Annotated in this window: 27 protein-coding genes; 15 read left to right on the top strand and 12 right to left on the bottom strand. The window is 73.8% G+C overall.

Translation table 11 applies throughout. The features are described 5' to 3' along the window. The first annotated feature begins 191 nt into the window (after window positions 1-191). The 8 genes from CLV37_RS23870 (at window position 192) to CLV37_RS23835 (ending at window position 8,058) form a co-directional block, all read left to right on the top strand. A complete protein-coding gene (locus tag CLV37_RS23870) occupies window positions 192-791 on the top strand; it encodes a TetR/AcrR family transcriptional regulator (RefSeq protein WP_106215240.1) in 600 nt (199 codons plus the stop codon). Window positions 792-899: 108 nt separating this feature from the next. Next, window positions 900-1,721 carry an ABC transporter ATP-binding protein gene (locus tag CLV37_RS23865; protein WP_106215238.1) on the top strand — a complete coding sequence of 274 codons (822 nt, stop codon included), beginning with the start codon at window positions 900-902 and terminating at the stop codon, window positions 1,719-1,721. Then, window positions 1,718-2,473 (top strand): ABC transporter permease, encoded by a 756-nt coding sequence (locus CLV37_RS23860; protein ID WP_106215236.1) that lies wholly within the window; start codon window positions 1,718-1,720, stop codon window positions 2,471-2,473. Before CLV37_RS23865 ends, CLV37_RS23860 begins: the two co-directional genes overlap by 4 nt. Further along, the gene (locus CLV37_RS23855) at window positions 2,473-3,219 is read left to right on the top strand and encodes an ABC transporter permease (RefSeq protein ID WP_106215234.1); all 747 of its coding nucleotides are present in this window, start codon (window positions 2,473-2,475) and stop codon (window positions 3,217-3,219) included. Before CLV37_RS23860 ends, CLV37_RS23855 begins: the two co-directional genes overlap by 1 nt. A gap of 21 nt (window positions 3,220-3,240) precedes the next feature. Then, window positions 3,241-4,317, top strand: coding sequence for an ABC transporter substrate-binding protein (locus CLV37_RS23850; RefSeq protein ID WP_106215232.1), 1,077 nt, complete (start codon window positions 3,241-3,243; stop codon window positions 4,315-4,317). Next, a complete protein-coding gene (locus CLV37_RS23845) occupies window positions 4,314-5,699 on the top strand; it encodes an NtaA/DmoA family FMN-dependent monooxygenase (RefSeq protein WP_170127472.1) in 1,386 nt (461 codons plus the stop codon). Before CLV37_RS23850 ends, CLV37_RS23845 begins: the two co-directional genes overlap by 4 nt. Window positions 5,700-5,710: 11 nt before the next feature. Then, entirely contained in the window at window positions 5,711-6,691 is a 981-nt protein-coding gene (add, locus tag CLV37_RS23840; RefSeq protein ID WP_106215228.1) for an adenosine deaminase, read from the top strand. Continuing rightward, a complete protein-coding gene (locus tag CLV37_RS23835) occupies window positions 6,673-8,058 on the top strand; it encodes an NtaA/DmoA family FMN-dependent monooxygenase (protein WP_170127471.1) in 1,386 nt (461 codons plus the stop codon). Before add ends, CLV37_RS23835 begins: the two co-directional genes overlap by 19 nt. 93 nt (window positions 8,059-8,151) lie before the next feature. Here CLV37_RS23835 and CLV37_RS23830 read toward each other — a convergent pair whose 3' ends face one another. The 3 genes from CLV37_RS23830 to CLV37_RS23820 are packed head-to-tail and all read right to left on the bottom strand — an operon-like array spanning window position 8,152 to window position 10,466. Then, entirely contained in the window at window positions 8,152-9,255 is a 1,104-nt protein-coding gene (locus CLV37_RS23830) for an alcohol dehydrogenase catalytic domain-containing protein (RefSeq protein ID WP_106215224.1), read from the bottom strand. Continuing rightward, the gene (locus CLV37_RS23825; protein ID WP_106215222.1) at window positions 9,252-9,653 is read right to left on the bottom strand and encodes an FmdB family zinc ribbon protein; all 402 of its coding nucleotides are present in this window, start codon (window positions 9,651-9,653) and stop codon (window positions 9,252-9,254) included. The genes CLV37_RS23830 and CLV37_RS23825 overlap by 4 nt, the downstream gene beginning before the upstream one ends. Before the next feature lie 9 nt (window positions 9,654-9,662). Beyond that, entirely contained in the window at window positions 9,663-10,466 is an 804-nt protein-coding gene (locus CLV37_RS23820) for an N-acyl homoserine lactonase family protein (protein WP_106215317.1), read from the bottom strand. Window positions 10,467-10,622: 156 nt separating this feature from the next. On the opposite strand from CLV37_RS23820, the gene CLV37_RS27170 reads away from it, so the two are divergent. After that, complete coding sequence (locus CLV37_RS27170) at window positions 10,623-12,446, top strand: helix-turn-helix domain-containing protein (RefSeq protein WP_170127470.1); 1,824 nt, start codon at window positions 10,623-10,625, stop codon at window positions 12,444-12,446. A 103-nt stretch (window positions 12,447-12,549) separates the two neighbouring features. Here the strand turns inward: CLV37_RS27170 and CLV37_RS23805 are convergent, their stop codons facing one another. Further along, on the bottom strand, window positions 12,550-12,906 hold the full coding sequence (locus tag CLV37_RS23805) for a hypothetical protein (RefSeq protein WP_106215220.1): 357 nt from the start codon (window positions 12,904-12,906) through the stop codon (window positions 12,550-12,552). A 127-nt stretch (window positions 12,907-13,033) separates the two neighbouring features. On the opposite strand from CLV37_RS23805, the gene CLV37_RS23800 reads away from it, so the two are divergent. Continuing rightward, the gene (locus CLV37_RS23800) at window positions 13,034-13,360 is read left to right on the top strand and encodes a hypothetical protein (protein ID WP_106215218.1); all 327 of its coding nucleotides are present in this window, start codon (window positions 13,034-13,036) and stop codon (window positions 13,358-13,360) included. 39 nt (window positions 13,361-13,399) lie between these two features. Here CLV37_RS23800 and CLV37_RS23795 read toward each other — a convergent pair whose 3' ends face one another. Continuing rightward, on the bottom strand, window positions 13,400-13,615 hold the full coding sequence (locus CLV37_RS23795) for a hypothetical protein (protein WP_146149562.1): 216 nt from the start codon (window positions 13,613-13,615) through the stop codon (window positions 13,400-13,402). Window positions 13,616-14,696: 1,081 nt separating this feature from the next. Between CLV37_RS23795 and CLV37_RS23785 the strand changes: the two genes are divergently transcribed. Further along, on the top strand, window positions 14,697-15,266 hold the full coding sequence (locus CLV37_RS23785; RefSeq protein WP_106215315.1) for a SigE family RNA polymerase sigma factor: 570 nt from the start codon (window positions 14,697-14,699) through the stop codon (window positions 15,264-15,266). Continuing rightward, window positions 15,263-16,096, top strand: a complete 834-nt coding sequence (locus CLV37_RS23780; RefSeq protein WP_106215212.1) for a hypothetical protein — start codon at window positions 15,263-15,265, stop codon at window positions 16,094-16,096. Before CLV37_RS23785 ends, CLV37_RS23780 begins: the two co-directional genes overlap by 4 nt. A 22-nt stretch (window positions 16,097-16,118) precedes the next feature. Here CLV37_RS23780 and CLV37_RS23775 read toward each other — a convergent pair whose 3' ends face one another. From CLV37_RS23775 to CLV37_RS23760, 4 genes are all read right to left on the bottom strand, one after another. After that, the gene (locus CLV37_RS23775) at window positions 16,119-16,808 is read right to left on the bottom strand and encodes a cysteine hydrolase family protein (protein ID WP_170127469.1); all 690 of its coding nucleotides are present in this window, start codon (window positions 16,806-16,808) and stop codon (window positions 16,119-16,121) included. A 76-nt stretch (window positions 16,809-16,884) separates the two neighbouring features. Beyond that, a complete protein-coding gene (locus CLV37_RS23770; RefSeq protein ID WP_211298905.1) occupies window positions 16,885-17,646 on the bottom strand; it encodes an FAD:protein FMN transferase in 762 nt (253 codons plus the stop codon). A gap of 18 nt (window positions 17,647-17,664) precedes the next feature. After that, window positions 17,665-18,096, bottom strand: coding sequence for an FMN-binding protein (locus CLV37_RS23765; protein ID WP_106215313.1), 432 nt, complete (start codon window positions 18,094-18,096; stop codon window positions 17,665-17,667). A gap of 105 nt (window positions 18,097-18,201) precedes the next feature. After that, window positions 18,202-19,632 (bottom strand): ferredoxin reductase family protein, encoded by a 1,431-nt coding sequence (locus tag CLV37_RS23760; protein ID WP_211298903.1) that lies wholly within the window; start codon window positions 19,630-19,632, stop codon window positions 18,202-18,204. A 200-nt stretch (window positions 19,633-19,832) separates the two neighbouring features. On the opposite strand from CLV37_RS23760, the gene CLV37_RS23755 reads away from it, so the two are divergent. Then, window positions 19,833-20,477 (top strand): hypothetical protein, encoded by a 645-nt coding sequence (locus CLV37_RS23755; protein WP_106215208.1) that lies wholly within the window; start codon window positions 19,833-19,835, stop codon window positions 20,475-20,477. Here the strand turns inward: CLV37_RS23755 and CLV37_RS23750 are convergent. Beyond that, a complete protein-coding gene (locus tag CLV37_RS23750) occupies window positions 20,428-21,699 on the bottom strand; it encodes a multidrug effflux MFS transporter (RefSeq protein WP_211298902.1) in 1,272 nt (423 codons plus the stop codon). The two genes, CLV37_RS23755 and CLV37_RS23750, sit on opposite strands and share 50 nt — an antisense overlap. A 12-nt stretch (window positions 21,700-21,711) precedes the next feature. Further along, window positions 21,712-22,584 carry a helix-turn-helix transcriptional regulator gene (locus CLV37_RS23745; RefSeq protein ID WP_106215206.1) on the bottom strand — a complete coding sequence of 291 codons (873 nt, stop codon included), beginning with the start codon at window positions 22,582-22,584 and terminating at the stop codon, window positions 21,712-21,714. A 150-nt stretch (window positions 22,585-22,734) separates the two neighbouring features. Between CLV37_RS23745 and CLV37_RS23740 the strand changes: the two genes are divergently transcribed. Together CLV37_RS23740 and CLV37_RS23735 are read left to right on the top strand one after the other, a co-directional pair. Beyond that, window positions 22,735-23,757: a zinc-dependent alcohol dehydrogenase family protein gene (locus CLV37_RS23740; RefSeq protein ID WP_106215204.1), complete on the top strand. Its 1,023-nt coding sequence runs from the start codon at window positions 22,735-22,737 to the stop codon at window positions 23,755-23,757. A 41-nt stretch (window positions 23,758-23,798) separates the two neighbouring features. Then, entirely contained in the window at window positions 23,799-24,206 is a 408-nt protein-coding gene (locus CLV37_RS23735) for a (R)-mandelonitrile lyase (protein ID WP_211298901.1), read from the top strand. A gap of 13 nt (window positions 24,207-24,219) precedes the next feature. Here CLV37_RS23735 and CLV37_RS23730 read toward each other — a convergent pair whose 3' ends face one another. Next, window positions 24,220-25,632 (bottom strand): NAD(P)/FAD-dependent oxidoreductase, encoded by a 1,413-nt coding sequence (locus tag CLV37_RS23730; RefSeq protein WP_106215202.1) that lies wholly within the window; start codon window positions 25,630-25,632, stop codon window positions 24,220-24,222. Window positions 25,633-25,807 lie beyond the last annotated feature (175 nt).

Raw genomic sequence — 25,807 nt, 5'->3', positions numbered from 1 at the left:
ATCAATCGAACATCGGCTGTGCGGTGCGAGTGAGAACTGTCTAGAAGCCGGGTCGTCGGTCGCCCTGGCGGGACCGGGCGGCCGTGGGGGGCGAAGGCGAGCGACGCCTGCTCCGTCCCACCGGGTGGGGCCCGTCCGGTGGTCCGCCGCGGTCGTGCCGGGAGCGCTGACCGGGATGGGACGATGCCGGGGTGAGTGGGAGTGCGGAGCGGGACCGCCTGCTCGACCTCGTGGCGGAGCACGTCCTGGCCCACGGGACCAGCGGGCAGAGCCTGAGCGGGATCGCCCGCGCGGTCGGGTCCAACAACCGGATGCTGCTCTACTACTTCGGCGGCAAGGAGGACCTCCTCGACGAGGCGTGCCAGCGTGCGGTCCGCAGCTTCCCGGCGGTCGCGCAGGCCCTGGGTCACGTGCACGTCGAACCCGACCTGTGCACCGGTCTCGGGAAGGCCTGGCTGGACATCACCGAACCCGCGAACCTCCCGTTCCTGCGGTTGTTCTTCGAGCGGTACGGCTCGGCGCTGCGCGACCCGGCCGAGAACGCCGGGTACCTCGACCGGATGGCCTTGACGGGCTGGCCGACCGAGCTCGCGGACGAACTGCTCGCGCGGGGCGTCGAGGCGTCCGGCGCGCGGCGGGCGGGGCTGGAGATCGTCGCGTTGTGGCGCGGTCTGCAGCTGGCCCTGCTGGCGGGTGCCGACCGTGACGAGCTGACCGCGGTGCACGACGCGGCCGCCGGTCGACTGGTCAGGGAGCTGGCGGGGCGCAACACGGTCGCTCCGCAGTCTTAACACCGATGAAACGAGACCGTCCTAGGTTGAACTGAACAGTTCACGGGGCGGTCCGCCACCGCTCCGGCAGCACGCGCGCCCCCCCACCTCGCCCCACCGAGGAGTCGCATGTCCCGGAACGCCCCGACCACCGTGCCCGATGAGTTGGCGGTCTCGAGAACCTCCGCGGTTTCCCTGACCGGTGTCTCGAAGTCGTTCCCGTTGTCCCGCGGCCGCGAGGTCACGGCCTTGTCCGAACTCGACCTGAGCGTCGGCGAGGGCGAGTTCGTCGCCGTCGTCGGGCCGTCGGGCTGCGGGAAGTCCACGGTCCTGCGCATGGTCGCCGGTCTCGACGAACCCACCACCGGAAGCGTTGCGGTGGAGGGCAGGCGACCCAGGGAACTGGCGAAGTCGCACCGGCTCGGAGTGGCTTTCCAGGAGCACGCGCTGCTGCCGTGGTCGAGCGTCCGGAACAACGTCGCGCTGCCCTACCGGCTCGCGGGTCGGCCGGTCGACTCCGCGCGCGTCGACGAACTCGTCGAGCTCGTCGGGCTGAAGGGTTTCGAGAACGCGCGGCCGCGGCAGTTGTCCGGCGGCATGCGGCAGCGGGTGGCGATCGCGCGGGCGCTCGTGCTCGGCCCGGACGTGCTGCTGCTGGACGAGCCGTTCGGCGCCCTCGACGCCGTCACCCGGCGCCGCATGAACCGCGAACTCGCGCGCATCTGGGCCGAGCAGCGCATCACGACGATCCTGGTCACCCACGACGTCGACGAGGCGTTGTTCCTGGCCGACCGCGTCGTCGTCATGACCGGACGCCCCGGGCGGGTGCGGCACGTCCACGACGTGACCTTCGCCCGGCCCCGCGAGGCCGAGATCACCCGCACTCCCGAGTTCCACGACGCCGTCGACCTGCTCACCGGTCTGCTCGACGCCGAGAGCGTTCCCGCGTGACCGGCTCCGCCCGGCGCGCGGTCCTGGCCGGCACCGGCGTCGTCGTGCTGCTCGCGGGCGCCGAGCTCGTGGGCCGCACCGGGATCGCCGGCCCCAGCTGGCCGCCGCTGACGGAGGTCGCCTCCTACCTGGCCGACCCGGACCGCCGGGCCACCGTGGTGCGCGCCGCGCAGACGACGCTCACCTCCGCCGCCCGCGGCCTCGTCGCGGGAGTGGTCGTCGCCGCGCTGGCCGCCTGCGTCGGTCTGCTGCTGCCCCCGCTGCGCCCGGGCCTGGACCGGCTCGCGGCTCTGCTGCACGCAGTCCCGGTCATCGCCCTGGCCCCGCTGCTCATCACCACGGTCGGCCGCGAGACGACGCCCACGGTCGTCGCCGGCCTCGGCGCGGGTTTCGTGATGTTCGTCGCGTTCAGCTCCGGCCTGGGCCTGGCGGGGGCGCGGTCCACCCACGACGACGTCTTCGACGTCCTCGGCGCCAACCGGTTGCGCCGCCTCCTGCGGTTGCAGCTGCCGAAGTCGGTGCCGACGGTCCTCGACGGCCTGACCCTGGCGGCTCCCGCGGCGGTGCTGGGCGCGACGATCGGGGAGTGGTTCGGCGCCCCGCGCGGGCTCGGCGTCCTCATCGTCAGCGCCATGCAGAACTTCCAGGTGAACCTGCTGTGGTCGGCCGCCGCCTGCGCGACGGTCCTCTCCCTCCTCGCCTACGGCCTCACCACGGCCGTGCAGCGCGTCGCGGTGCGGAGGGTCGCCTGATGCGCCGCGTCCTGACCGCCCTGGCCCACTACTGGCCGGTCCTGGCCGTCTTCGTCGGCTGGGACCTGTGGATCGTGCTCAACGGGTACACCACCGTCGTCGCCCCGCGCCCCGGGCTGGTGCTCGCCGACATCGCCGGGAACCCCGGGGCGTACGCCGGGGACCTCCTGCGGACCCTGGGGACCTCGGTCGTCGGACTCGTGCTGGGCATGGCCGTCGGCGTCCTGGCGGCGATCGCGGTCTGGTCGTCGGCCGCGGTCGCGGGCGTCGTCACCCCCGCGGCCCTGGTGCTGCGGTCGGTACCGGTGACGGCCATGGTCCCGATCATCGCCCGCGTCGCCGGGTACGGGGACTCCTCCATCCTCGTCATCATCGTCGTCGTCTCGTTCTTCCCGGCGTTCGTGCTGACCCTCTCCGGTCTGGCCGCCACCCCGGCGGCGGGCCGCGACCTGTTCGGGGTGCTCGGCGCGAACCGGGTCCGGACGCTGCTGCGGCTGCACCTGCCGCACGCGGTCCCGAACGTCGTGGTCGCGTTCCGGCTGACCGCTCCGAGCGCGGTCCTGGCGGCCCTGCTCGCCGAGTACCTGGTGGGCAGCGGCGGGCTGGGGCACCTGTTCAGCACCTCCCGCAGCTACCTGGACCTCGAGCGCGCCTGGGGGACGGCGCTGCTGGCCACCGTCGTCTCCATCCTCACCTTCGTCCTGGCCCGCGGCGTCGAGCGCCGCGTGACCGCACGATTCTCCTGAACCACTCGCGAAAGGTTCCCGATGACCCACGAACTCCTCCGCCGCCGCTCCGTCCTCGGCGCGGTCGCCGGTGGCGGTGCTCTCGCGACCCTGGCCGCCTGCAGCCAGGAGAGCGGTGAACCCGCTGCGGCGCAGCCGTCCGCGGCCGACGGCACGACGACGACCCTGCGGGTCGCGCTCGGCTGGATCAAGAACGTCGAGTGGGCCGGGTTGTGGCGCGCGGACGACGCCGGCTACTACGCCGAGGAGGGCCTGAGCATCGAGTGGCTGCAGGGCGGCCCGAACGCGCCGACCGTCATGGCCAGCGTCGCCGCCGACTCCGCCGACCTCGGCATCGCGGCCGGTCAGCAGTCGCTGCTGCAGTCGATCCCGCAGGGCAACGACTTCGTCGTCGTCGGATCGATCTTCCAGGACGCGCCCGGATCGCTGCTGTCGCTGGCCTCGCGGCCGGTGCGTTCGGCCGCCGACCTGAAGGGGCAGAAGGTCCTGGGGCAGGAAGGGACCCAGCCCACGATCGACGCGCTGTTCCGCCTCGCGGGCATGGAACCGGACTACGAGTTCGTCACGGCCGCCTACGACCCCGGCCCTCTCGTCGAGGGGCAGGGCGTCGCCTACACCTGCTACCTGACCAACCAGCCCATCATCCTGGAGCAGTCCTACGGGCTGGCCGAGTCCGACTACGTCGTGACGCCCTACAGCGCCATGGGGATCCCGCAGTACGCCAGCCTGATCTTCGGGCAGCGCGCCTTCCTGGACGGCAACCGCGACACCGTCGTGAAGTTCCTGCGCGCCAGCGTCAGGGGCTGGGCCGACAACGAGGAGGACCCCGAGGTCGCCGCGAAGCTCGCCGTCGAGAAGTACGGCGTCGACCTCGGGCTGGACCTCGAGCAGCAGGTCCAGGAGAACGAGCTGCAGATCCCGCTGACCGAGTCCGACCTCACGCGGTCCGCCGGGATGTTCCGCATGGACCCCGCGCTCATGGCGGGGGAGATGTACGACGCGCTGCGGGCCGCGCAGGTCACCGACCTGCCCGACGCCGACTCGATCATCGACATGACCCTGCTCGACGAGGTCTACGCGAACGGGACGACCCTGTGACGGCGGCTGTGAAGAACCTGCTGCTGGGCGTCTTCCAGGTCGCCGGGCCGAACGGGATGTCGGGCGCGAGCTGGCCGCACCCGGAGAACCACCAGGTCGAGTTCACCGACCTGTCGATGTGGACGTCGCTGGCCCGGCGGGTCGAGGAGGGCGGGTTCGACTTCCTGTTCCTCGCCGACTCCTACGGGTACGCGACCATCGGGGGCGAGGTCCCACCGGTCAGCATCGAGGAGGGCACGTTCGCGCGGCTCGACCCGCTGGTGCTGATGTCGGCGCTGGCCGGGGTGACCACCGACCTCGGGCTGGTGACGACGACGTCGACGATGTTCGAGACCCCGTACGCCAACGCGCGACGGTTCACGACGCTGGACCACCTCAGCCGGGGCCGGATGGGCTGGAACGTCGTCACCGGGTCGGCGCAGGAGTCCGCAGCGGCGATGTTCGGGCGGTCCCTCACGCCGCACGACCAGCGCTACGACATGGCCGACGACTACCTCGACCTCAGCTACTCGCTGTTCGAGTCGTGGGAGGACGACGCCGTGCTCGCCGACCGGACGACGCGCCGGTGGGCGGACCCGGCCAAGGTCGGCAGGATCGCGCACGACGGGCCCTTCCACCGCGCCCACGGCAGGTACCCCGCGCCACCGTCCCCGCAGCGCACCCCGGTGGTCTTCCAGGCCGGCAGTTCGGGCCGCGGCCGGGAGTTCGCCGCCCGGCACGCCGAGGTCGTGTTCCTGCAGGGCACCACGCCGGAGGCGGTCGCCGCGGCCGTCGCCGACATCCGCGCCCGCGCGGTGGCCCACGGCCGTGCCCCCGACGCCGTCCGGATCGTCGTGGGGTTGTCCGTCTTCACCGGCGCGACCGCCGAGGTCGCCCAGCGGCGCTGGGACGAGCTCGACGACCTGTCCTCGGTCGAGGGCGCGGCGGCCCGGTACGCGGCGAACACCGGCATCGACCTGCTGGCCCTGGACCCGGACTCCACGCTGGTGGACGCCGTCGGGGAGCAGGGGCAGTCCAACATCGACCGCTACCGGGGCCTGGACGGCAGCCGCCCGCCGACCGTGCGGGAGATCCTCGACGAGTTCCGGGTGCGCGCCCTGCGCGGGCTGGTCCTCGTCGGCGCGGGCGGGGACGTGGCGGACCGGATGGCCGACTACGTGGCGGCCACCGACGTCGACGGCTTCCTGCTGGAACCGCACCTGACGCCGGGGACGGTCGACGACGTCGTCGAGCACGTGCTGCCGTCGCTGCGGGCCCGTGGGCTCTTCGGCGCCGCACAGCGCGGGGTCTCGCTGCGCGAACGCGTCTTCGGCCACCGGCACCTGCCCGCCGCCCACCCCGCGGCGCGCCGGCGCGCCGACGCCCTGCTCACCACCCGCTGATCGGAGGACCCGTGCGCGATCTCCGCACACTGCCCAAGGCCCACCTGCACCTGCACCTCGAAGCCGCGATGCGCCCGGCGACCATGGAGGAACTGGCTCTGGAGGCGGGCGTCGCGACGCCCGTCACGTCGGGTTTCACCGACTTCACCGAGTTCGGGCAGCTCTACCAGGGGCTGCTCGCCGTCTTCGGGGTGAAGGAGAACATCCTGCGCGTCCTGGACGAAGCCGTGGCCGACGCGGCCGCCGACGGCGCGGTGCACGTCGAGTTCGGCGGGGCACCGCTGTACCACGCCGCCGTGTTCGGCAGTGCCGAAGCGGCACTGGGCGCCCTGCTCGACCAGGCGGCGGAATCGTCGCAGGAGCACGGGGTGTCGGTGGGGTTCATGCCGACGCTGAACAGGATGGCCGACCCCGAGGCGATGATGGAGACGGCGCTGCTGGCCGCCAAGTACGCGGGCCGGGGCGTCGTGGGCCTGGGCCTGGCGAACGACGAGCGCGGGTTCCCGCCCGGGCCGTTCGCCGCCTGCTTCGCCGTGGCCAAGGACGCCGGCCTGCTGTCGACCCCGCACGCGGGGGAGCTGGACGGGCCGTCCTCGGTGCGCGGCGCGCTGGACGCCCTCCAGGCCGACCGGATCCTGCACGGCGTCCGCGCGGTGGAGGACCCCTCCCTCCTCGAGGAGATCGCCGAGCGCGGTGTCTGCCTCGACGTGTGCCCCACCTCGAACCTGCAGCTGGGGGTCGTGCCGACCCTGGAGGCGCACCCGCTGCCGCAGCTGCTCGACGCCGGGGTGCGGTGCTCGATCAACGCCGACGACCCGACCCTGTTCGGTCCCGGACTGCTCGAGGAGTACGAGCTGTCGCGGACGGTGCTCGGCCTGAGCGACGAGCAGCTCGCCGCGTGCGCGTGGAGCTCGATCGAGTGCAGCGCGGCGACCGACGACGTCAAGCAGCGTTCCAAGGGCGCCGTCGACGCGTGGCTGGCCGCCTCGTGAAGCGCATCGGCTTCGGGGTCTTCGAGGTCGGCGGCCCGCAGGTCGGCGGGACGCTCAGCTGGAACCACCCGCGCAGCCGCGGGACCGAGTGGCGTTCCCTGCAGCACTGGGTCGAGATGGCGCAGCTGCTGGACGAGGCCGGTTTCGACTTCCTGTTCTTCGCCGGTGGGCCGTTCACCTACCCCGCGGTGAACGGCGAACTGTCCACCGAACTGGTCCGCTCGGGCATGGGGGCAGGCATCGACGCGAGCTACTTCGTGCCGAGCATGGCCGCGGCGACGCAGCGGCTCGGGTTCGTGCTCACGTCGGTGACCGGGGCGGACCACCCGCTGTTCACGGTGCGCAAGTTCCAGACGCTCGACACCCTCACGGGCGGCCGGATCGGCTGGAACGTCGTGACCGGCTCCTCTCAGGACACCCACGCCGCGATGATGGGCCACCGCGAGATGGTCGCCCACGACACCCGCTACGAGATCGCCCGCGAGTACGTCGACCTCGCTCTGCGGTACTGGGAGGGCAGCTGGGAGGACGGTGGCCTCGTCCTGGACCGGGAGAAGGGCGAGTTCGCCGACCCGGCGAAGCTGCACAGGGTGGTCCACGAGGGTGAGCACTACCGCTCCGCCGGTTGGAACACCGCCCCGCCGGGCCCGCAGACCTCCCCGGTGCTCTTCCAGGCCGGGACCTCGGAGGCGGGCCGGGAGTTCGCCGCGCGGTACGCGGAGTGCGTGTTCGTGCAGGGCACGACGATCGAGCACACCGCCCGCAACGTCGCCGACATCCGGGCCCGGGCCGCCGCGCACGGTCGCGACCCGCAGTCGCTGAAGCTCTTCGTCGGCGTCACCACCGTCACCGCGGCGACGTCGGAAGAGGCGCACCGGCAGCGGGCAGAGTTCGACGCGCTGCAGACCGACGAGTTCGCCGCCGCGTACTACGCGGGCAACACGGGCGTCGACCTGCTGTCGCTGGACCCCGACGGCACCATCGACCAGGTGTTCTCCCGGGAGGGTTCCCGGGCGGGGCAGATGGGCGTCAGCAACATCGAGCGCTTCCTCGGCCCGGACGCCCCGACCGTCCGCCAGATCCTCGACCAGCTCAAGGGGCGGGGTACCCGAGGGTTCCCCCTCACCGGCAGCGGCGAGGAGGTCGCGACGGCGATCGAGGAACTCGTCGACGCCACCGACCTCGACGGGGTGATGATCGAACCCGTCTTCGACATCGCCTCCCTGCAGGACGTCGTCGACTTCGTGCTGCCCCACCTGCGCGAGCGTGGTCGGTACGCGGCCCCCGAAGGGATGACCCTGCGCGAGCAGCTGCAGGGCACCCGCCGTCTGCCCGCCGTCCACCCCGGTGCCGCCTTCCGACCCTGATCGCCGTCGTCGGGGGGCGTGCCCGCCCTCACCGGGCACGGCGGGTGGACGTGGCGGCCGGCTCCACGGAGCCGGCCGCGGCCGGGGCCCCTCTCAGAACACGATGACCTGACGGACGGCGCGACCCTCCGCGAGCGTGTCCATCGCCTCGTTGACGCCCTCCAGCGTCGTGCGGGCCGAGACGAGCTCGCCCACCGGCAACCGCCCCTCGCGCCACAGCTGCGCGAACCGCGGGACGTCCCGGGAAGGGACGGCCGACCCCAGGTAACTGCCCTGGATGGTCCGCGCCTCGGCCGTCAACCCCAGCGGGGTGATGGTCGCCTGTGCGTCGGGAGCCGGCAGGCCGACCGTCGTGGTGGAACCGCCCGGGGCGGTCAGCGCGACGGCCGTCTCGAACGCCCGCGGGTGGCCGGCGGCCTCCACGACGCAGTTCGCCCTCACCCCCGCCTCCAGGGCCTGCGCGGGGGTGTACACCTCGTGGGCCCCGAGTTCGCGTGCGCGCTCGAGCTTCTCGGGCAACGCGTCCACCCCGATGACGGGTCCGGCCGCCACCGACAGCGCGGTCAGCAGCGCCGCCATCCCGACGCCGCCCAGGCCCACGACCGCCACGGACTCCCCGGGGGCGGGCCGGGCCGCGTTCAGCACCGCGCCACCACCGGTGAGCACGGCGCACCCCAGCACCGCGGCGACCTCCGGGGGGACGTCCGGTTCGACGACGACCACCGAGCGGTGGTCCACGACCGCGTGCGTCGCGAACGCCGAAACCCCCAGGTGGTGCTTCACGGGAACCCCGTCGCGGTGCAGCCGGGACCCGCCGAGCAGGGTCCCGGCGGTGTTGGCCGCCGTCCCGACGCTGCACGGCAACCGACCGTCGGTCGCGCAGTTCGCGCACTGTCCGCACCGCGGCAGGAACGTCATCACCACCCGGTCCCCGACGGCCACACCGCCGGGGACCTCGGACCCGACGTGCTCGACGATCCCCGCCGCCTCGTGACCCAGCAGCATGGGCACGGGACGGACGCGGTTCCCGTCGACGACCGACAGGTCGGAGTGGCAGACCCCTGCGGCCTCGATGCGCACCAGCAGTTCCGTGGGACCCGGGTCGTCGAGTTCCAGGTCGCACACCGTCAGCGGCTTCGACGTCGCGTAGGGCCGGGGCCGTCCGATCTCCTCCAGCACCGCACCACGGATCCTCACGCGCCGGAACCCTTCGCGCGGGCCAGGGCGTCGCCGACGGCCCGGCCGATGTCGTCGCCGGCGCGCAACGGGCGGTCGCGGAAGATCCCCTCGTGGGCCAGGACGGGGCGGCGGTCCCCGCCGAGCTCGGGGTGCTTCTCCTCCAGCTTCTCCCTCTTCTCCGCCAGCCCGTGCCAGTGCCGGACCGTCTCGGCGTCACCGCCGCGCACGCCCCGCCAGCTGCGGGGCATCGCCTCCCGGGACGGCCCCGTGTCGGCCGCCCCGCCGATGTTCAGCCGGCTCGGCAGCTTGCGCACGCCCGCCCCGCACACCGCGCAGTCCGGCACGCTGTCGTGCATCGAGCGCAGTACCACCTCGCGCCGGTGACCGGCGCCGCACACCACGTCGTGGATGACCACGTGGAACTCCTAGAGGTAGTGGCCGTCGGGGGCGTAGCGCAGCCCCTCGGCCTGGTCGGCGTCGTGCCCGAAGACGAGTTCGGCACCCGTGCGGTCGGCGATGCGGCGCAGTTTCTCGACCGACTCCAGCCAGCGCAGGTTGTCCCACACGATCGCCGCACCCACGGCGGGCGGCCCGTAGCTGTCCGCCAGGTACACCGCGTCGGAGGTGAAGATCTTCGTCCCCTCCTGCGGCAGGTCCACCTGCAGGGACATCGTCCCCCACGTGTGACCGGGGGTTTCGATGACGCTCACGCCGGGCACGATCTCGGTGTCCCCGCTGACCGCCTCGAGGTCCAGGCCCGCGTAGTCGCTGACGATGTGCGCGCCCGCGGAGTACCCCGTGATCGCCCGGGCACCCTCGATCTCGGCGCTGTTGGCGATGATCCGGGTCCTGCCGTTCTGGAACGTCTTCGCGTTCGCCGCGTGGTCGAAGTGCAGGTGCGACAGGATCAGCACGTCGATGTCGTCGGGGGTCAGTTCCAGCTCGGCGAGGGAACTGTCCAGGTACCCGGGCCCGTCGGTGGGTTCGGACACGGGGAAGAAGTCGTGGAACCCCGTCGGGGCCCACCGCTGCTCCCAGTCGCGCGGGACTCCGGTGTCCCACAGGATCCGCCCCTCGGGGTGCTCGATCAGCACCGCGTGGGTGGGGCACTTCCCCCACACCACCGGGTCGTCCTTGTGGTGCCGGTCCCGGATGGTGCGCCCGCCCTTGAGCAGCAGCCACGTCAGGTCGGTCTCCATCACACCGGTGGACAGGACGTGCAGCTTCATGTCGGCCACGGCAGCCTCCTCGATGATCGTCAGCCGGAACCGTCAGTGTTCCCAGCGCGCCCCGGCGACCACCATGTCTGCCGAAGCCTCAACCACACCCCCGATCGTGTCCCGGACAGCCACCCCGCCGCCCCGCCACCGCCCTACGATCGCGCCGTGAGCGATGAGGCCAGGCCGTTCGACGAACCGGCGACCGACGTCCTGCTGCGCACCATCAGCGACACCGCCGTCGACCTCGCCAACGTCGGGGCCCGCGACGTCGTCCTCGGTGCGGTCCTGCGTCGCACCCGCGACCTCCTCGGCGCCGACATGGCCTACCTGAGCCTCAACGACCTCGGCTCGGGCACCACGTACGTCGAACTCACCGAGGGGGTGCGGACGGCGCAGTACCGCGCCATCCGCATGCCCTTCGGCACGGGCGTCCTCGGCAGCGCCGCCGCCGGCGCGACCACCGTCCACACCACCGACTACCTCGCCGACGCCCACCTGCACCACCTGCCCGCGATCGACGCCGTCGTCCGCGGGGAGGGGGTCCGCGCCATCGCCGGGGCACCCATGCGGCTGGGCGGCCGGGTCGTCGGGGCCCTCGTGGTCGCCCACCGCAGCCCCCGAACCCTCGGGGCCCGGGCGCGCGAGGCCCTGGAGCAGATGTCGGTGCAGGCCGCCGTGGCCCTCGAGCAGACCCGCCGCGGGGAGGAGATCGCGCGCCTGCGCGGGGACCGGGACGCGCAGTTCGACCCCGAGGGCGCCGCCGACGAACGCCGCCAGCTGCAGGACCTGCTCACGCTCGACGAACGGCTGACGGGGGCCATGGTCGGGATGGTCACCGCCGCGGGCGTCCTCGCCGTCCTCGAGGAGACCGTCGGGCGGCCCCTGGCGCTGCTCGACCCCGCCGGCGCCCTCCTGCTGGGCCGCGAACTCCTCGGCGCCGAGGCCCTCGACGACTGGCGGCTGCGGGCCGCCGTGCGGACCTCGCACCAGGGCGGCGGGGTGACCGTCGCGCACACCGTCGACGGCACCCACGCCGTGCTGGCCGTCACCGCCGTCGGCGAGCACCTCGCCACCCTGCTCCTGCCCGAACCCGACGCCGAGAGCATCCGGCTGGTCTCCCACACCGCCGGGTTCCTCAGCGTCGCCCTGCTCGTCGAACGCGCCCTGGCCGAAGCCGACGAGAGCGCCCAGACGACGCTCGTGGAGGAACTCCTGGACGCCCGCGCCCCAGCGCGGCCCACCCTGGCCGGCCGGCTGGCCCACTACGGCCTGCACCTCGGAACCCCCGTGGCCGTCCTCGTCGTCGACGTGCCCGCCGCCCGGGTCCGCCGCGCCGCGCAGGCCCTGCGCGGCGCGATCCCCGGCACCGGCGTCCTGCTCTCCGCCCACGGCCGTCACCTCTGCCTGCTCGCCCACGTCGACGGCGACGACACGGGTGCCGGCACCGGCGTGGCGGCGCTCGCCGCCCGGCTGGGGGACGCGCTGGCCGCGGCCGGGCTCGCGGCGCCCATCGGGTCGGCCACCGCCGTCAGCGGGAACCCCCACGACGTGCGCCGCAGCCACGAGGAGGCGTCCCGGCTGGCCGCCTCCGCCCGGGCCCTGGGCTGGACGAGCGGCCACGCGGACTTCGCCGCCGTCGGCCCGGCCGGGGCCGTGGTCCGCGACCACAGCGGCGACACCGCACGGTCCCTCGTCGACAGGTTCCTCGGTCCCGTCGTCGACTACGACGCCCGGCGCGGGACCCAGCTCACCGAGACCCTGTGGCACTACTTCGCCGGCGGTGAACTGCTCGCGCCCGCGGCCGCCGCGCTGCACGTGCACACCAACACCGTCCGCCAGCGCCTCGACCGCGTCGACGAACTCCTCGGTGCGCAGTGGCGCGACCCCGAGGGGCGGTTCAACACCCAGTTCGCGGTCCGGTTGTGGCGCACCGCGGGTCCGTGCGCGGGGCAGGAGCCGGGGGTGGTAGCGGAGCCGAACTGCCCCTGAAGCCCGGCGCCCGCCCGCTGGAGCAGCACGTTCCGACCCGCTCACGAACCGCGGACGGGTTGTGCCGCAGCACTTCCTCGGCGCGGCACGTCGCGAGCACGCCTCAACGAGGCTCGTCCACCGACTCCTCGAGCTGCGGAGGTGGGTCCGAGCGCACGAGCGCCGGCACCCCCGCCCCTCCTTCGTCGACCGGTGCGAACCCGTCGAAGACGCTCACCGGTCCGAGCGCGAGGAACGTCGCGGCGTCCGGTTCCAGGACGAGGTCCGCGATCTCGGCGGCGGCCGTGAAGTCCCAGCCGTCGAAGATCAGGTGCATCCAGCCGTCCTCCAGGTGCTGCGACCGCACGCGGCGGAGTCCGGGGACGTCTTCCACGGCTGAGGAGCGGGTGGCGCGGGCACGACGAGCCTGCCGGCTGACGAAGCGGCGCACCGACTCGAGATCGAACGTCTCGTCGCTCACGCTGCCGATCCTGCCCCCCGGCCCGCCCGGTGCGGGCGGGTTCGCAGACGTCGCTGTCACCCCGCGGCGCGGGTCACGATCGTCCCGCGGCGCCCGTCGTGTCGTCCCCGCCTGCCACTGTGTCCGCATGTCGCAGCTCGTCGTGGAGATCCACGTCCCCCTCACCCCGGCCCCCACCGTCACGGACGACGACTACCCCTACCCCTGGATCGAGGAGGTCGAGGACCACCTGGCCGAGCTGGAGGAGGCCGGCGACCTGGAGGTCCACGACGACGGTGAGGAGATCGACGACGAGTACGTCTTCTTCATCACCGGCGGAGCCGAGGAGCGGTTGCTCCGGGGCGCGTCCCGCATCGCGACCCGCGACGGCGTTCCCCGCGGGACCTACGCCGTCGTGAGCAGCGACGACGCTGAGGACATCGGCACCGGGCGCCGGGTCGACCTGCCCCTGTGAGATCCGCAGGCCGCGCACACGGTCACCCTCCCGTCGGGGTCAGGCCCTCTCCTCGTCCAGACGGAACCCGTGGTCGGGGTCGGCCAGCCACTGCTGCAGGCAGTCGCCGTCGTCCGCCCACGCGTCCCAGCCGTGTCCGGCACCGGACGAGTACAGGTGCCAGCCCTGCGGGTCCTCGTCGTCGGGTTCGACGTGCAGCGTGTCGCCGGCCCACCGGCCGGTGGTCACCGTTCCCGTGCGGGCACGGCGCTGCACGATCCACTCCGGCAGGGCCGCCGGCTCTCCGGTGACGGGTGGGCTCAGCGGTGCACCGGCCGCGTACGTGGAGCCGGGGGCTGCGGCGCGGCAGGGCCGGGTGGGGCGTCGGGGTCCTCGTGCCCGATCCCGTACAGGCAGTCGCCGCAGCCCTCGGCGGGGTCGTGTCCGCGCCGGTCGTGGCGGCAGCGCGGGCAGTCGCCGTAGAACGCCCGTGCTGCCCGCTCGGCGCGCCGGCGGTCCCGTCGCCGTCCGAGGTGGCTGAACACCGGACCACTGTGCCAGGACGGACGCACGGTCGCGCCGCTGTCGTGGTGGCTCAGCAACCCTCCTGCAGCCCCACCAGCACCCGACCCTCGCGACGCCACGCGATCCCCGCGTAGACGTGCCCCCGCGCATCCGGCACCGCAGCACCGTCGCCGCCGCCCGGCTGCAGGAAGTGCTCCCGCGTTCGAGCCCACTCCTGACCCGTCGCCGGCGGGGTCAGCCACCGCATCGGCCCCCCGAAGCCGTGGACCACCACCGCGTGCCCGGCTCCGACGAGCTCATCGACCTCGGCGGCACTCAACCACGAGCCCGGCGAACGACGCCAGACCCGGCCGCCGTCGTCCCACAGGCGGTCACCGTGCACCCGGTTGCGCGACACCCTCTGACCCATCCGGTCAGCATGCCCGGCACCTCGCACCGGACCTCGCGGTCATCCCGCTGACGCAGCGCGCTCAGGCGAGGCGGTTCCCGCGGCGTCGTCAACCCCTGTCACGACGCGACCACGACGGGCCGTCGCGCGAGCGCTGCTTCGACTCCACGACCGTCGTCGGCCTCCGCGAGCTGCGCCGACGAGCCTTCGACCTCGTTCCCGCCACCACGCGGTCCTGGCGCACCTGGACCGACGTCGAAGAACTCCTCTCCGGTCCCACGGACCCGACGGGAGAGCAGGGCCGGGACCTCGTCGACTCCGAGATCAGCGACCCCGGGAACCGCGGTGAGAGCGGACGAGGCGCAGCCCGACCACCTGCCCGGGTGCGACGACCCGGCGTGCAACCGGATCCCGAGGTTCTGGCGTCAGGGCAGTGTGGACGACATGAACCGGGAAGAGCACTTCACCTCCTGGGCGCACGAGGCGACTCCGCAGCTGCGGCGCATCGCCCGACTGCTGGCCGGCGACTTCCACGTCGGTGAAGACCTCCTCCAGGACGTCTACGCCAAGATGTACGCCCGCTGGCCCCGCATCCAGGATCCCGGCGCCTACGCCCGCCGTGCTCTGGCCAACGCCGCCACCTCACGCCGGCGCAGCCGCGCCCACCGCCACGAAGCCGTCCGCGACGTCGACGACCACCTCGCCGGGGCCGAACCCTCCCAGCCGCTGGTGGACCTCGAACAGCGCGCCGACCTGCTCGCGGTCCTGCGCCCCCTGCCACCACGCCAACGCGCGGTGATCGTCCTGCGCTACCTCGACGACCGCAGCGACGAGCAGGTCGCCGACCTGCTCGACATCAGCGTCGGCACCGTCAAGAGCCAAGCCTCACGGGCCCTGGCCCGGTTGCGCCGGACCCTGCCCGACCGCGCGGTCGAGCACCGGCCCCCGCCGGACCCGTCGCGTCCGGGCACCCCCTCCTCCGCTGCGTCCCTCGTGGATTGGACCCGCTCGTGAACACCGAGACCCACGACCCCTTCTCCGCCGCCCTGCGCGCCGACCTGCACGCCGCCGCCGGACCCGTGCACGACTCCTGCGCCTTCATCGCCGAAGCCACCGGCCGCGGCCGCAGCAGGCTGCGCCGGCAACGCCGCACCCGCTGGGGCGTCGGCTCCCTGGCCGCTGTCCTGCTGACCGCAGGGGCCGTGGGCGGGGTGCACCTGCTGGAACCGGCGCCCCTGGGCCTGTCCGTGGCCGGTCCCGTCCTGGGTCGATCCGAGCCTGCCCCGACACCGCTGAAGACCCTCGAGCACGGCGAGGTGCAGGTCGACCCCGCAGTGACCGCCGCGGCCGCCGACACCGTGGACACCGTCGTCGAAGCTCACCTGCCGGGCTGGTCCGCCGGCAGCAGCGTCGAAGGCTGGCGGTTGACTTCCTCCACGAACGTGAACTGGAAGGCGACCAGCACCGCCACCTCACCGGCGGTCACCCTCCAGATCGAGGTGAGTCGGGACGCTGCGAGGGAACCGATCGACGCGGACGCGCTGTGCCACGAGAGCGCCTCCTGCTTCCAGCAGACGCTGGCCGACGGCAGCTTCCTGACCGTCGGTACGAGGCAGACCCTCGTGCAGCTGGGGTCGATGCCCGAGCCCGCCCGTCCGGTCGAGCCGTTCGCGGCGTTGGACCTCCCCGATGGCCGGAAGATCGGCGTGGTCGCCTCCATCGCCGCTCCCGACATCCCCGTCGACAGCGTCTACCCGCCGGACTCACCGGCCACGGCGGATGCCCTGAGGGCCATCGCGACCGACCCGCGGCTGCAGGCACTGACGATCCCAGCGCCGCAGTGACCCGGCCCGCTCCGCGGGTGGCTCAGGCGCCGAAGGCGGCCACGACCTGCGCGGCCGTGCCGCGGTAGCAGCTGAAGGTGTAGTCCAGGGCCTGCAGCGAACGCCGGGCCGCGTCGGCGTCCACCACCCCGCAGGCGTCCTCGACCACGACCGGCAGGAACCCGAGGTCCGCGGCGTGCCGGGCCGTGGGCTCGACGCCGATCTCCAGCACCGCCCCCACCAGCACCAGGGTGCTCACGCCCCGGTCCCGCAGCACCGCCTCCAGGGGGGTGCCCACGAACGCCGACATGCCCAGCTCGTCGAACACCGGCTCGGCCCCGACCGGGGCGAGCTCGGCGACCAGCTGGGTCTGGGGCGCCGCGGGCGGGAAGGGGGCCACGACGTCGGCGGCCTGCGGCACCCGCTGCCAGGCCATCGCCGTGCGCAGCCCGGCCACCCCCAGGTGCGAGGGCGGCAGGGACACGTGCCGCACGTACAGCACCGGGACCCCCGCGGCCCGGGCGGCGGTCAGCACCTCACCGGTGCGGGCGGTGAGCGTCTCGCGCTCCCGGACGTGGGCGAGGATGCCGACCTGGGCGTCGTAGACCAGCACCGCGCTGGTCCCGGCGGCGCACATCTCGGTCAGGGTCTCCGGGACCGGCACTCCGAAGGCGTGCTGCACGACGACGAGGATGGCAGCCCGACCGGTGCGGCGGCCAGACCCGGCGGCCACCACCCGCCTCCCGGGCGGCACCGCCGGGCGGGCGTGGCGGCGGGGAGGGCTGGAACCGCTGTGACCCCGTTCGCCGTCAGGCCGCCCCGCCGGTGACGGTCTGCGTGGTCCCGTCCTCCCACACCACCAGACCCGTCCGCCCGGGCCGCGAACCCAGCCACCGCGCCGCGTCGCCCCCGCGCGCGTAGGCGGCGGTCGCGTCGAGGTCGGCCCACGTCAGCGAGTCGGCCAGGACGGTGACCTGGGCGACGCGCGCGGGAGCCCGGCCGGTGCGGGCGTCCACGAGGTGCTGCCCGCGGTGGGCGGTCCCCGACGTGGCGATCGCCCCGTCCCGCAGTTCCACCGTCGCGAGCAGCCTCGTGGTGTCCCGCGGGTCCTCGACGCCGATGCGCCACGCGGGGCGGTCCCCCGCGGTGCGGCACGTCATGTCGCCGCCCCCGGACAGGCAGAAGTCGGTGTCCGGCAGGTCGCGCAACGCCGCCGCCGCGCGTTCCAGCGCCCAGCCCTTCACGACCCCGTTCGTGTCCAGCAGGGGGTTCCCGTCGCGGTCGCGGCGGCGGACGTCGAACGCGCCGCCGGACTCCCGGCGCGCGCGGTCGGCGAGGGCCAGCACCTCGCGCACCGGTGCGGGGCAGTCATGCTCGTCGACCTCGCCGCGGCCCAGGCGGCTGATCCAGGAGTCGGGGCGGTAGGTGCTGAAGTCGCGGTCGGCCTCGCGCAGGGCGGCGACCACCGCGGCCCACGCGTCGAGGCCCCGGCGGTCGCCGGCGTGCCGACCGCGGACGGCGAGGCTGAGCGGGAAACCCATGACCTGCTCGACGCGCCGGACGGTGTTCACGGCGAGGTCACCGCGAGGTCACCCCGACACCTGGTCCAGGGCGCTCTGCAGCGACTGGACGTAGCCGGTGCTGGTGACGGTGGCCCCGGAGACCATGTCGACGTCCGCGCTCTGCGCGCTGAGGGTCTCCTGGACCAGGACCGGCAGGGCGCGCGCGTTGATCTCCTGGTCGCGGCCGTTGCCGTCCGGGTACTGCACGACGTCCACGTTCGTGATCCTGCCGTCGGTGATCGTCACGGCGACCTGCACCGGACCCCAGCGCGTGTCGACCGAGGAACCGGTGACCGTGGACGAGGTGCCGGAACCGGTGGTGCCGGAACCGGTGGTGCCGGAACCGTTCGTCCCGGCGGGACCCCCGACGCTGATGGAGGAGGTGACGGCCTGCGCCGCAACCCCTTCCGTGGACGTGTGGTAGCCGAACAGGAGCACGAGGACGGTGAGGGTGCTCATGCCGGCGACGACGATGCGCCGCGTCGAGCCACCCACGCCGGTCGGGGTCCCGAAGGCGCTGCCGGCCGGCAGCGCGCCGGGGTTCTGGTCACCGGTCACGGTCGTTCACCATCCGAACTCCTCGACGTGGAGGCGCTCGGCGGGAACACCGGCGCCCAGGACTGCGGCGCGGACGTCCTGCGCCCACCCCGCGGGGCCGCAGACGTACACGTCGTGCTCGGCGACGTCCGGCACCAGCCAGCGCAGGGCGGTGACGTCGTCGACGGGGGGCGTTCCCGAACCCAGCCACGACCCCTCGCCGCGGCGCTGGCCGGGCAGGTTCACGACCCGCAGACCGCGGGTGGCGGCGAGGGCGTCGAACTCCGCGGCGAACAGGGGCCGGTCGCGGTGGCGGTGCAGGACGACGGCCTGCCCGGGAACGTAGGTCAACTGCTCGGCCAGGGCCCGCAGCGGGGTGATCCCGACCCCGGCGCCGATGAGGGTGACCTTCGGGCTCGTGCGGGCGCGGGCCGACAGGCGTCCGTACGGCCCTTCGACGAGCACGCGGGTCCCGGGGCGGACGGTGGCCAGGCGACGGCCGCCGTCGCCGTCGGTGCGGACGGTGATCCGCAACCCGTGACGGGTCGGCGCGGCCGACAGGGAGTAGGGGTGGTTCCGGGTCCACCCCGGTCCGTCGAGGAACCGGAACCCCAGGAACTGCCCGGCCTGCACCGGCATCCGGTCCAGGTCGCGACCCGTGAGGTGGACGGAGACGACGCCCGGCGCCTCGGTGACGACCCCCGCCACCCGCAGCCGGTGCCGGGCGTTCCGGACGACGGGCAGGCCGATCCGCCAGACGAGGACGGCACCGGCGGCGGCGCCCCACAGGGTCCACCAGAAGACCGTGCGGGTGGGGGAGGCCGTGAACTCGGTACCCGTCCACAACTGGTGCGGCAGCGCGAGTCCCACCCCGAGGTAGGCGTACAGGTGGATCAGGTGCCACGACTCGTACCGGATCCTGCGGCGGGCGGCCTTGACGCTCGTGACGACGACGGCGACCAGGGCCGCGGTGCCGGCCGCGGCCAGGAGCACGCCGGGGTAGTCCACGACGAGGTCCCACGCGGTGGCCGGGACCTGCGTGAGTTCCCCGGCGGCGTAGCCCCACGTGATGGTCACGACGTGGGCGAGCACCAGGTCGAAGGAGCAGAACCCGACCCAGCGGTGGACCCGGGCGAGCCGGTCCTGGCCGAAGGCGGCCTCCAGCACCGGCACCCGGGCCATGAGGACCACCTGCGCGAGCAGCAGCACCGAGGCGACCAGCCCGGAGAGCCGGCCCAGCGACGTCAGCGCCGAGCTCCACGTCCCCAGGTCCTGGACGCCTCGGTCCGTGGTCCACCAGCAGGTCACCAGCAGCAGGGAACCCCACAGCGCAGCACCGGCCAGCGCGCGGACGGTCGCGTCGCGGCGGGCCCGGGAAGGCCACCGGGGACCGCGGGCCGGGGCCGGGGCCGGGGCGGCCGGTCCGGGTCGGGCGGAAGGAGGGAGCACCACGCTCACGTCATCACCTCAGGGGTTCTCGCGGCCCGTCGCACGGGCCTGCCGACAACCATCGGCGAGAACCGTTGAAGGTGACCTGAGAGGGGCTGAGCACCTCCTGTGGAAGCACGTTCCCGTCGGGACCGCCGATCCACAGCCGGTCCTCAGCCGGGGGCGGTAGAGCAGTCCCCACCGTTCGGGGAGCAGAGGAGATGAGGGCCGTGGGCCACGATCACGGGGCGTTCGCCGGTCGGTTCGCGGACCGGCACGAGCACGGGTTCCCCGCCCTGGGGCCACTGCCCTTGGTGGTGCTCCTGGTGGTGCTCCTGGCGCTGCTCGCCGTCGTGCTGGCGCGCCACGACGCGGTCCGGTCCCGGCTGGTGGCGGTGCGGCACCTGCCCGTGGTGGACGCCGCGTTGCGACGGGCGGGCCGGGGGCGTTCCGCCCAGGCCCCGGCGGCCGCCGTCGCCGCGGCTGCGGGGGCGCAGCCCGCACGTCCCGACCTGGGCCTCGTCGCCCACGCCCCCGACGACCTGCGCCGTCAGCTCGCCCGGGTCGACGACCTGGCGGCGTCCACCCACCTCCCGCCGGCCGAGGTGACGTGGCCCGAGCGGGCGCTGGCCGAGCACCGGCTCGAGGCGGTCCGCTCCGAACTCGTCGACCTGGCCGACACCCTCGGGCAGGTCTCGGACGTCGAGGGTCCGGTGCTGGACGACGCCCGCGCCACGGCCGCGCTGCTGGAGCAGGAGGTGCTCGCGCTGCGGCGCGAGGTGCAGGCCGGGCTGGCGGCGCGCCTGCGTCGTCAGCGGGCGTTCGTCACGAGCAAGTACCGGCGACCCGGCGAGCCGTCCGCGCTCGACCTCTGAACCCGGCTCCGGTGGTGAGCGCCGCCGGACGGGCCACGGCCAGGAGGGCGGTGAGGGAGGCGGCGGCTCCGAGCGTCATGAGCAGCGCCACCGGAACGGCCGAGTGCTCCCCGCCCAGGCCGGCCACGGGCGCGGCCAGCCCGGCGGTTCCCCACTGCACCAGCCCGAGCACCGCCGAACCGGTCCCCGGGTGGTGGGGGACCGCGTCGTTCGCCAGAGCCCCGGCGTTGCCCAGCACCAGCCCGACCGCCACCATGAGTGCGAAGAAGCAGCCGAGGGCCAGGACCAGCGGTGTTCCCAGCCAGAGCGCCCCGGCGAGCATGGTCAGCCCGGCGACCAGCGCCAGCAGCTGCCCGGCCAGGACGACCGTGCGGGTCCGGACACGCCCGGCGAGCCGCGCCGCGAGGAGGGCCGCGACGGTCATGCCGCCTGCGTTGGCGGCGAAGGAGGCCGAGTAGGCGATCGGGGACAACCCGTTCATGGAGCGCAGGACGAACGCCGACGTCGCGACGTAGGCGAACAGCGCGACCACCACCCCCGCGCACACCAGCACGTGACCGACGTAGTCCCGGTTGCCCAGGATCTCGCGGGCCGCGGCGGTGAAGGTCCGCAACCCGCCCGCGTGACGCTCGGGGACCGGCAGGGTCTCGGGGACGATCGCCCAGACGGCGACGCCCGTGACGACGGTGATGACCGCGAGGGCCCAGAACGGCGCGCGCCAAGTGGAGAACTGCAGGATCGCGCCACCGAGCAGGGGCGCCACGACCGGCGCGATCCCGCCGACCCCCTGGACGAGGTTGAGGGAACGCACCAGCTGCGGGCCGCGCGCGAGGTCGACGACGACGGCGCGGCCGATGACCATGGCCCACCCGCCGGCGAAACCCTGCACGCAGCGGGCCACCGCCATGGTCGCGATGGTCGGTGCGAGCGCGCACGCCACCGAGGCGAGCAGGACCACGGCGACGGCCCCGAGCAGCGGCCTGCGCCGGCCCCGCTGGTCGGAGGACGGGCCGCCCACCAACTGCCCCAGGGCCATGCCGACGAAGAACGTGGTCAACGTCAGCTGCACGGCGGTGGCCGACGTGCCGAGGTCGCGGGCGACGTCCGGGAACGCGGGGACGTACATGTCGGTGGCCAGCGGGGCGATGCCGGTCAGGAGCACGACGGTGCCGATGAGGGCGGCGGGAACCGGCTCCGGAGCGTCGGCGGGCGCGGTGGTCACGGGGAACTCCGTTCAGGAGACGGGGGTGGTCGCCCAGGAGGCGAGGAGCGTCAACGCCTGGGCGGTGGGGCTGGCCGGTTCGGCCGAGTACAGGGTGAGGGTCAGACCGGGTTCGGCGACCACCTCCAGCGACTCGTAGGCCAGGTCGAGGTTCCCGACCTGCGTGTGGTGGAACTGCTTCGTCCCGGCGCCGTGCAGCCGGACGTCGTGGGAGTTCCACAGGCCGCGGAACTGCGGGCTGCGCGTGGACAGTTCGCCGACGAGGTCGTGCATCCCCTTGTCGTGGGGGTCGCGGCCGGCTTCGGTGCGCAGGATCGAGACGCACGTCGCGGCCGCCGTCTCCCAGTCCGGGTAGAACCGGTGGGCGTCGTCGTCGAGGAACGTGAACCGGGCGAAGTTCGGCCACCTCCCGCCCCCGGCGGCGTCGAGGGAGGCGTACAGGGCCGAGTGCATCGCCGCGCCCAGCGCGTTGACGGCCAGCAGGTCCATGCGCCCGTTGCGAACGATCGCCGGGGAGGTGTACGCGTCCAGCAGCCACTGCAGGGCCGGGCGGGGGACCCACTTCGTCGTCGAGCGCCGCCGCGGGCGGGCCAGCGCGCTCGTGCCGTCGGCGGTGCTGGCCAGGTCGAACAGGTGGGTGCGTTCGGCGTCGTCCAGGCGCAGGGCGCGGGCGAGGGACTCCAGCACCGAGGCCGAGACCCCGGCCAGCGCGCCGCGTTCCAGCTTCGCGTAGTACTCGACGCTGATGCCGGCCAGCGCCGCGGCCTCCGCCCGGCGCAGCCCGGGGACGCGCCGGCGGCCGACGTCGGGCAGCCCCGCGGCGGCGGGGGTCACCTTGGCCCGGCGGGTGGTGAGGAAGTCCCTGACCTCGGCGCGGTTGTCCATGCCCCCGACGGTAGGCGCTCGCCGGAGGTCGAGGGAGTTCCGGCTGATGGGTGTACCGGCAGTGCACCCCTCGACAGGGCACCGCTGGTGGCTCGCGGCGGCCGCCCCCGTGGGTTTTGATCGGTGGACAACCACGTCGAAGGAGCTCCTGTGCGCAAGGTCGTCATGCACGCCCCCCGCGACGTCCGGGTCGAGGACGTCGAACGCCCCCGGATCGTCGAACCCACCGACGCGATCGTCCGGCTGGCCGCCACCTGCATCTGCGGGTCCGATCTGTGGCCCTACCGCGGCGCCGACGAGATCATCCGGCCGCAGCCGATGGGCCACGAGTACTGCGGCGTCGTCGAGGAGGTCGGGTCCGCCGTCCGCGACGTCGAGGTCGGCCAGTTCGTCGTCGGGTCGTTCTTCGCCTCCGACGGCACGTGCGAGATCTGCCGGTCGGGCTACCAGACCGGGTGCGTCCACCGGCAGCCCGGCGCCCCCGAGGGGGCCCAGGCGGAGTACGCGCGGATCCCGCTGGCCGACGGGACCCTCGTCGCCACGCCGGGGATGCCCGACGCCGATCTCGTGCCCAGCCTGCTCGCGGCCTCCGACGTCCTGGGCACGGGCTGGTTCGGGGCCGTCGCGGCCGAGGCCGGTCCGGGCAAGACGGTCGCCGTGGTCGGTGACGGCGCCGTGGGGCTGTGCGCGGTGCTCGCGGCCAAGCAGCTCGGTGCCGAACGGATCATCGCGTTCAGCAGGCACGCCGACCGGCAGGCCCTGGCGCGCGAGTTCGGCGCGACCGACGTCGTCGAAGAACGGGGCGAGGAGGGGATCGCGCGGGTCAGGGAACTCACCGGCGGGCTCGGCGCGCACTCCGTCGTGGAGGCCGTGGGGACCCACGAGTCGATGCACCAGGCGATCGGGTCCACCCGCGCGGGCGGTCACGTGGGGTTCGTCGGGGTGCTGCACGACGTGACGATCACCGGTGACGACATCTTCATGACGCACGTCCACCTGCACGGCGGCCCGGCCCCCGTGCGGCGCTTCCTGCCCGACCTCATCGACCGCATCTGGAAGCGGGAGATCGACCCGGGCAGGGTCTTCGACCTCGAACTCCCGCTCGAGGAGGCCGCCGAAGGCTACCGGGCCATGGACGAGCGTCGCGCCACCAAGGTCCTGCTCCGCCCCTGACCACGACGACGACCCGCACCCGGACCGACGGAGGAGACCCCGTGCAGCTCAACACCCCCGCCCCCACGCAGTCGCCGACGGCCACCTTCACCGGCACCGTCCTCATGACCCCGCTGGCCACCGGCGTCGAACCCTCGCGGCTCGGCGTCGCGCACGTCCGCTTCACCCCGGGCGCCCGCACGTACTGGCACGTCCACCCGCTCGGCCAGGTCCTGCACGTCACCGAGGGGGTCGCGCTGGTGGGCACCCGCGACGGGTCCGTCGTCCGGGCCCGCGCGGGGGACACCGTCGTGTGCCCCCCGGGGGAGGAGCACTGGCACGGAGCCACCGCCGAGCACTTCGCGGCGCACCTGGCGATCCAAGAGTCGGCCGACGACGGTGCGGGTAGTTCGAACCCGGTGACGTGGCTGGAACCCGTCCCGCAGGAGACGTACCTGGCGGCTCAGTAGTCCCGCGCCGGGTTCACGACGCGAACCCCAGGCCGACCTTGTCCAGCGCGCGCAGCAGGACGTTGCGCTGCCCGGTGCGGTGGTCGGCCCGCTGCAGGGACCACCGCGTGAGGTTCACCCCGACGGCCGCGACGGGTTCGGGCGGGAAGGGCAGCGGCCGCCGGCGCACCATCGCCAGTTCGGTGCGCTCGGTCCGGGTCCCGGACAGCAGGTCGAGCATCGTGTCGCCCGCGAACCGCGTGGCGGCGACCCCGAGGCCGGTGAACCCCGCCGCGTAGGCGGTGCGGCCGTGGTGGGCGGTGCCGAAGAACGCGCAGAACCGGGTGCTGGTGTCGATCACCCCGGCCCAGCGGTGCGTGAACCGGACCCCGGCCAGTTGCGGGAACGTCGTGAAGAAGTGCTCGGCCAGCCGTCTGAACGTCTCGTCCCGGCGCTCGTGCCGGACGTCGATGCCGCGGCCGAAGTGGTAGATCGCGTCGTACCCGCCGAAGACGATCCGGTTGTCGGCGGTGAGGCGGTAGTAGTGGAACTGGTTCGCGAGGTCGCTCAGCCCCTGCCGCGAACCCCACCCGATCGTGGCCGTCTGGGCGTCGGTCAGCGGTTCGGTGACGACGATGTAGTCGTACACGGGGATGGTCATCAAGGTGTTGCGGCGCAGCAGGGAGGGGAAGGCGTTGGTGCCCAGGACGGCGTGCCGTGCGTGCACGCTGCCGGCCGCGGTGTGCACCACGACGCCACCACCGTCCTCCTGCACGGCCGTCACGGGACTGCCCTCGAAGATCTCGACACCGAGCCCGGCGGCCACGCGGGCCAGTTCGGCGGCGAGCTTGGCGGGGTGGACCAGCAGGGTCGAGTCCTTCTCCCACAGACCCCCGAGGTAGGTGGGGGAGTTCACCTCGGCGCGCACCGCGGCCTCGTCGAGGACGACCCGCTGCTCGCCGGTGGCGTCGGTGAGCAGGTCCTCGAGCTGGTACTCCTCGGTCGCCACCTTGAGCTGTCCGGTGCGTTCGAGGTCGACGTCCATCCCGTACCGCCGCACGGTGCGTTCGACGTCGTCGAGGTTCTGCGCGCCGAGCCGGTCGAGGGTCGGCATGTCCTGCGGCCAGCGGGCGGCGCCGTTGCCGTGGCCGTGCGTCAGGCTCGCCTCGCAGAAACCCCCGTTGCGACCCGACGCGGCCCAGCCGATCCGCTGGCCCTCGAGCAGGACGACCCGGGTGCCGGGGTCGCGCTCCTTGGCGCGGACCGCGGTCCACAGCCCGGTGTAGCCGCCGCCGACGACGACGAGGTCGGTGTGCAGCACGTGCTCGAGGCGGGGGAACGTTGTCCGGGGCACGTCCTCCCACCAGTACACGGCCTGCCGCGTGCCGGCGAGGGAGTGGGCGACGGCCGACGCGTCGGCCGGGCGGCGTTCGAAGACGGTGCGCACGGGGGGACTCCTCGGGACGTGGTGCGAGGCGTGGTGCGGGTGGTGTCAGAGGTCGTCTGCGCCGGGCTTGACGACGCAGGGGACATCCATGTCCCTGATGACACACCTTTGTCCCAAATGAGTCAAGAGTGGTACTCAGCCGGTCGTGCTGCGGTGGGCGTCGTGGTGCTCACCG

Origin of the sequence: Kineococcus rhizosphaerae, assembly GCF_003002055.1 — a bacterium.
Lineage (GTDB): Bacteria > Actinomycetota > Actinomycetes > Actinomycetales > Kineococcaceae > Kineococcus > Kineococcus rhizosphaerae.
The sequence above is the reverse complement of the archived record's forward strand: the minus strand, read 5'-3'. Positions and strand labels throughout refer to the sequence as shown.

Excerpts from the sequence above, each read along its gene's own strand:
- CLV37_RS23865 (WP_106215238.1), top strand. The coding sequence starts at position 900 with ATGTCCCGGAACGCCCCGACCACCGTGCCCGATGAGTTGGCGGTCTCG.
- CLV37_RS23855 (WP_106215234.1), top strand. The coding sequence starts at position 2,473 with ATGCGCCGCGTCCTGACCGCCCTGGCCCACTACTGGCCGGTCCTGGCC.
- CLV37_RS23850 (WP_106215232.1), top strand. The coding sequence starts at position 3,241 with ATGACCCACGAACTCCTCCGCCGCCGCTCCGTCCTCGGCGCGGTCGCC.
- CLV37_RS23820 (WP_106215317.1), bottom strand. The coding sequence starts at position 10,466 with ATGAAGCTGCACGTCCTGTCCACCGGTGTGATGGAGACCGACCTGACG.
- CLV37_RS23800 (WP_106215218.1), top strand. The coding sequence starts at position 13,034 with ATGTCGCAGCTCGTCGTGGAGATCCACGTCCCCCTCACCCCGGCCCCC.
- CLV37_RS23785 (WP_106215315.1), top strand. The coding sequence starts at position 14,697 with ATGAACCGGGAAGAGCACTTCACCTCCTGGGCGCACGAGGCGACTCCG.
- CLV37_RS23765 (WP_106215313.1), bottom strand. The coding sequence starts at position 18,096 with ATGAGCACCCTCACCGTCCTCGTGCTCCTGTTCGGCTACCACACGTCC.
- CLV37_RS23745 (WP_106215206.1), bottom strand. The coding sequence starts at position 22,584 with ATGGACAACCGCGCCGAGGTCAGGGACTTCCTCACCACCCGCCGGGCC.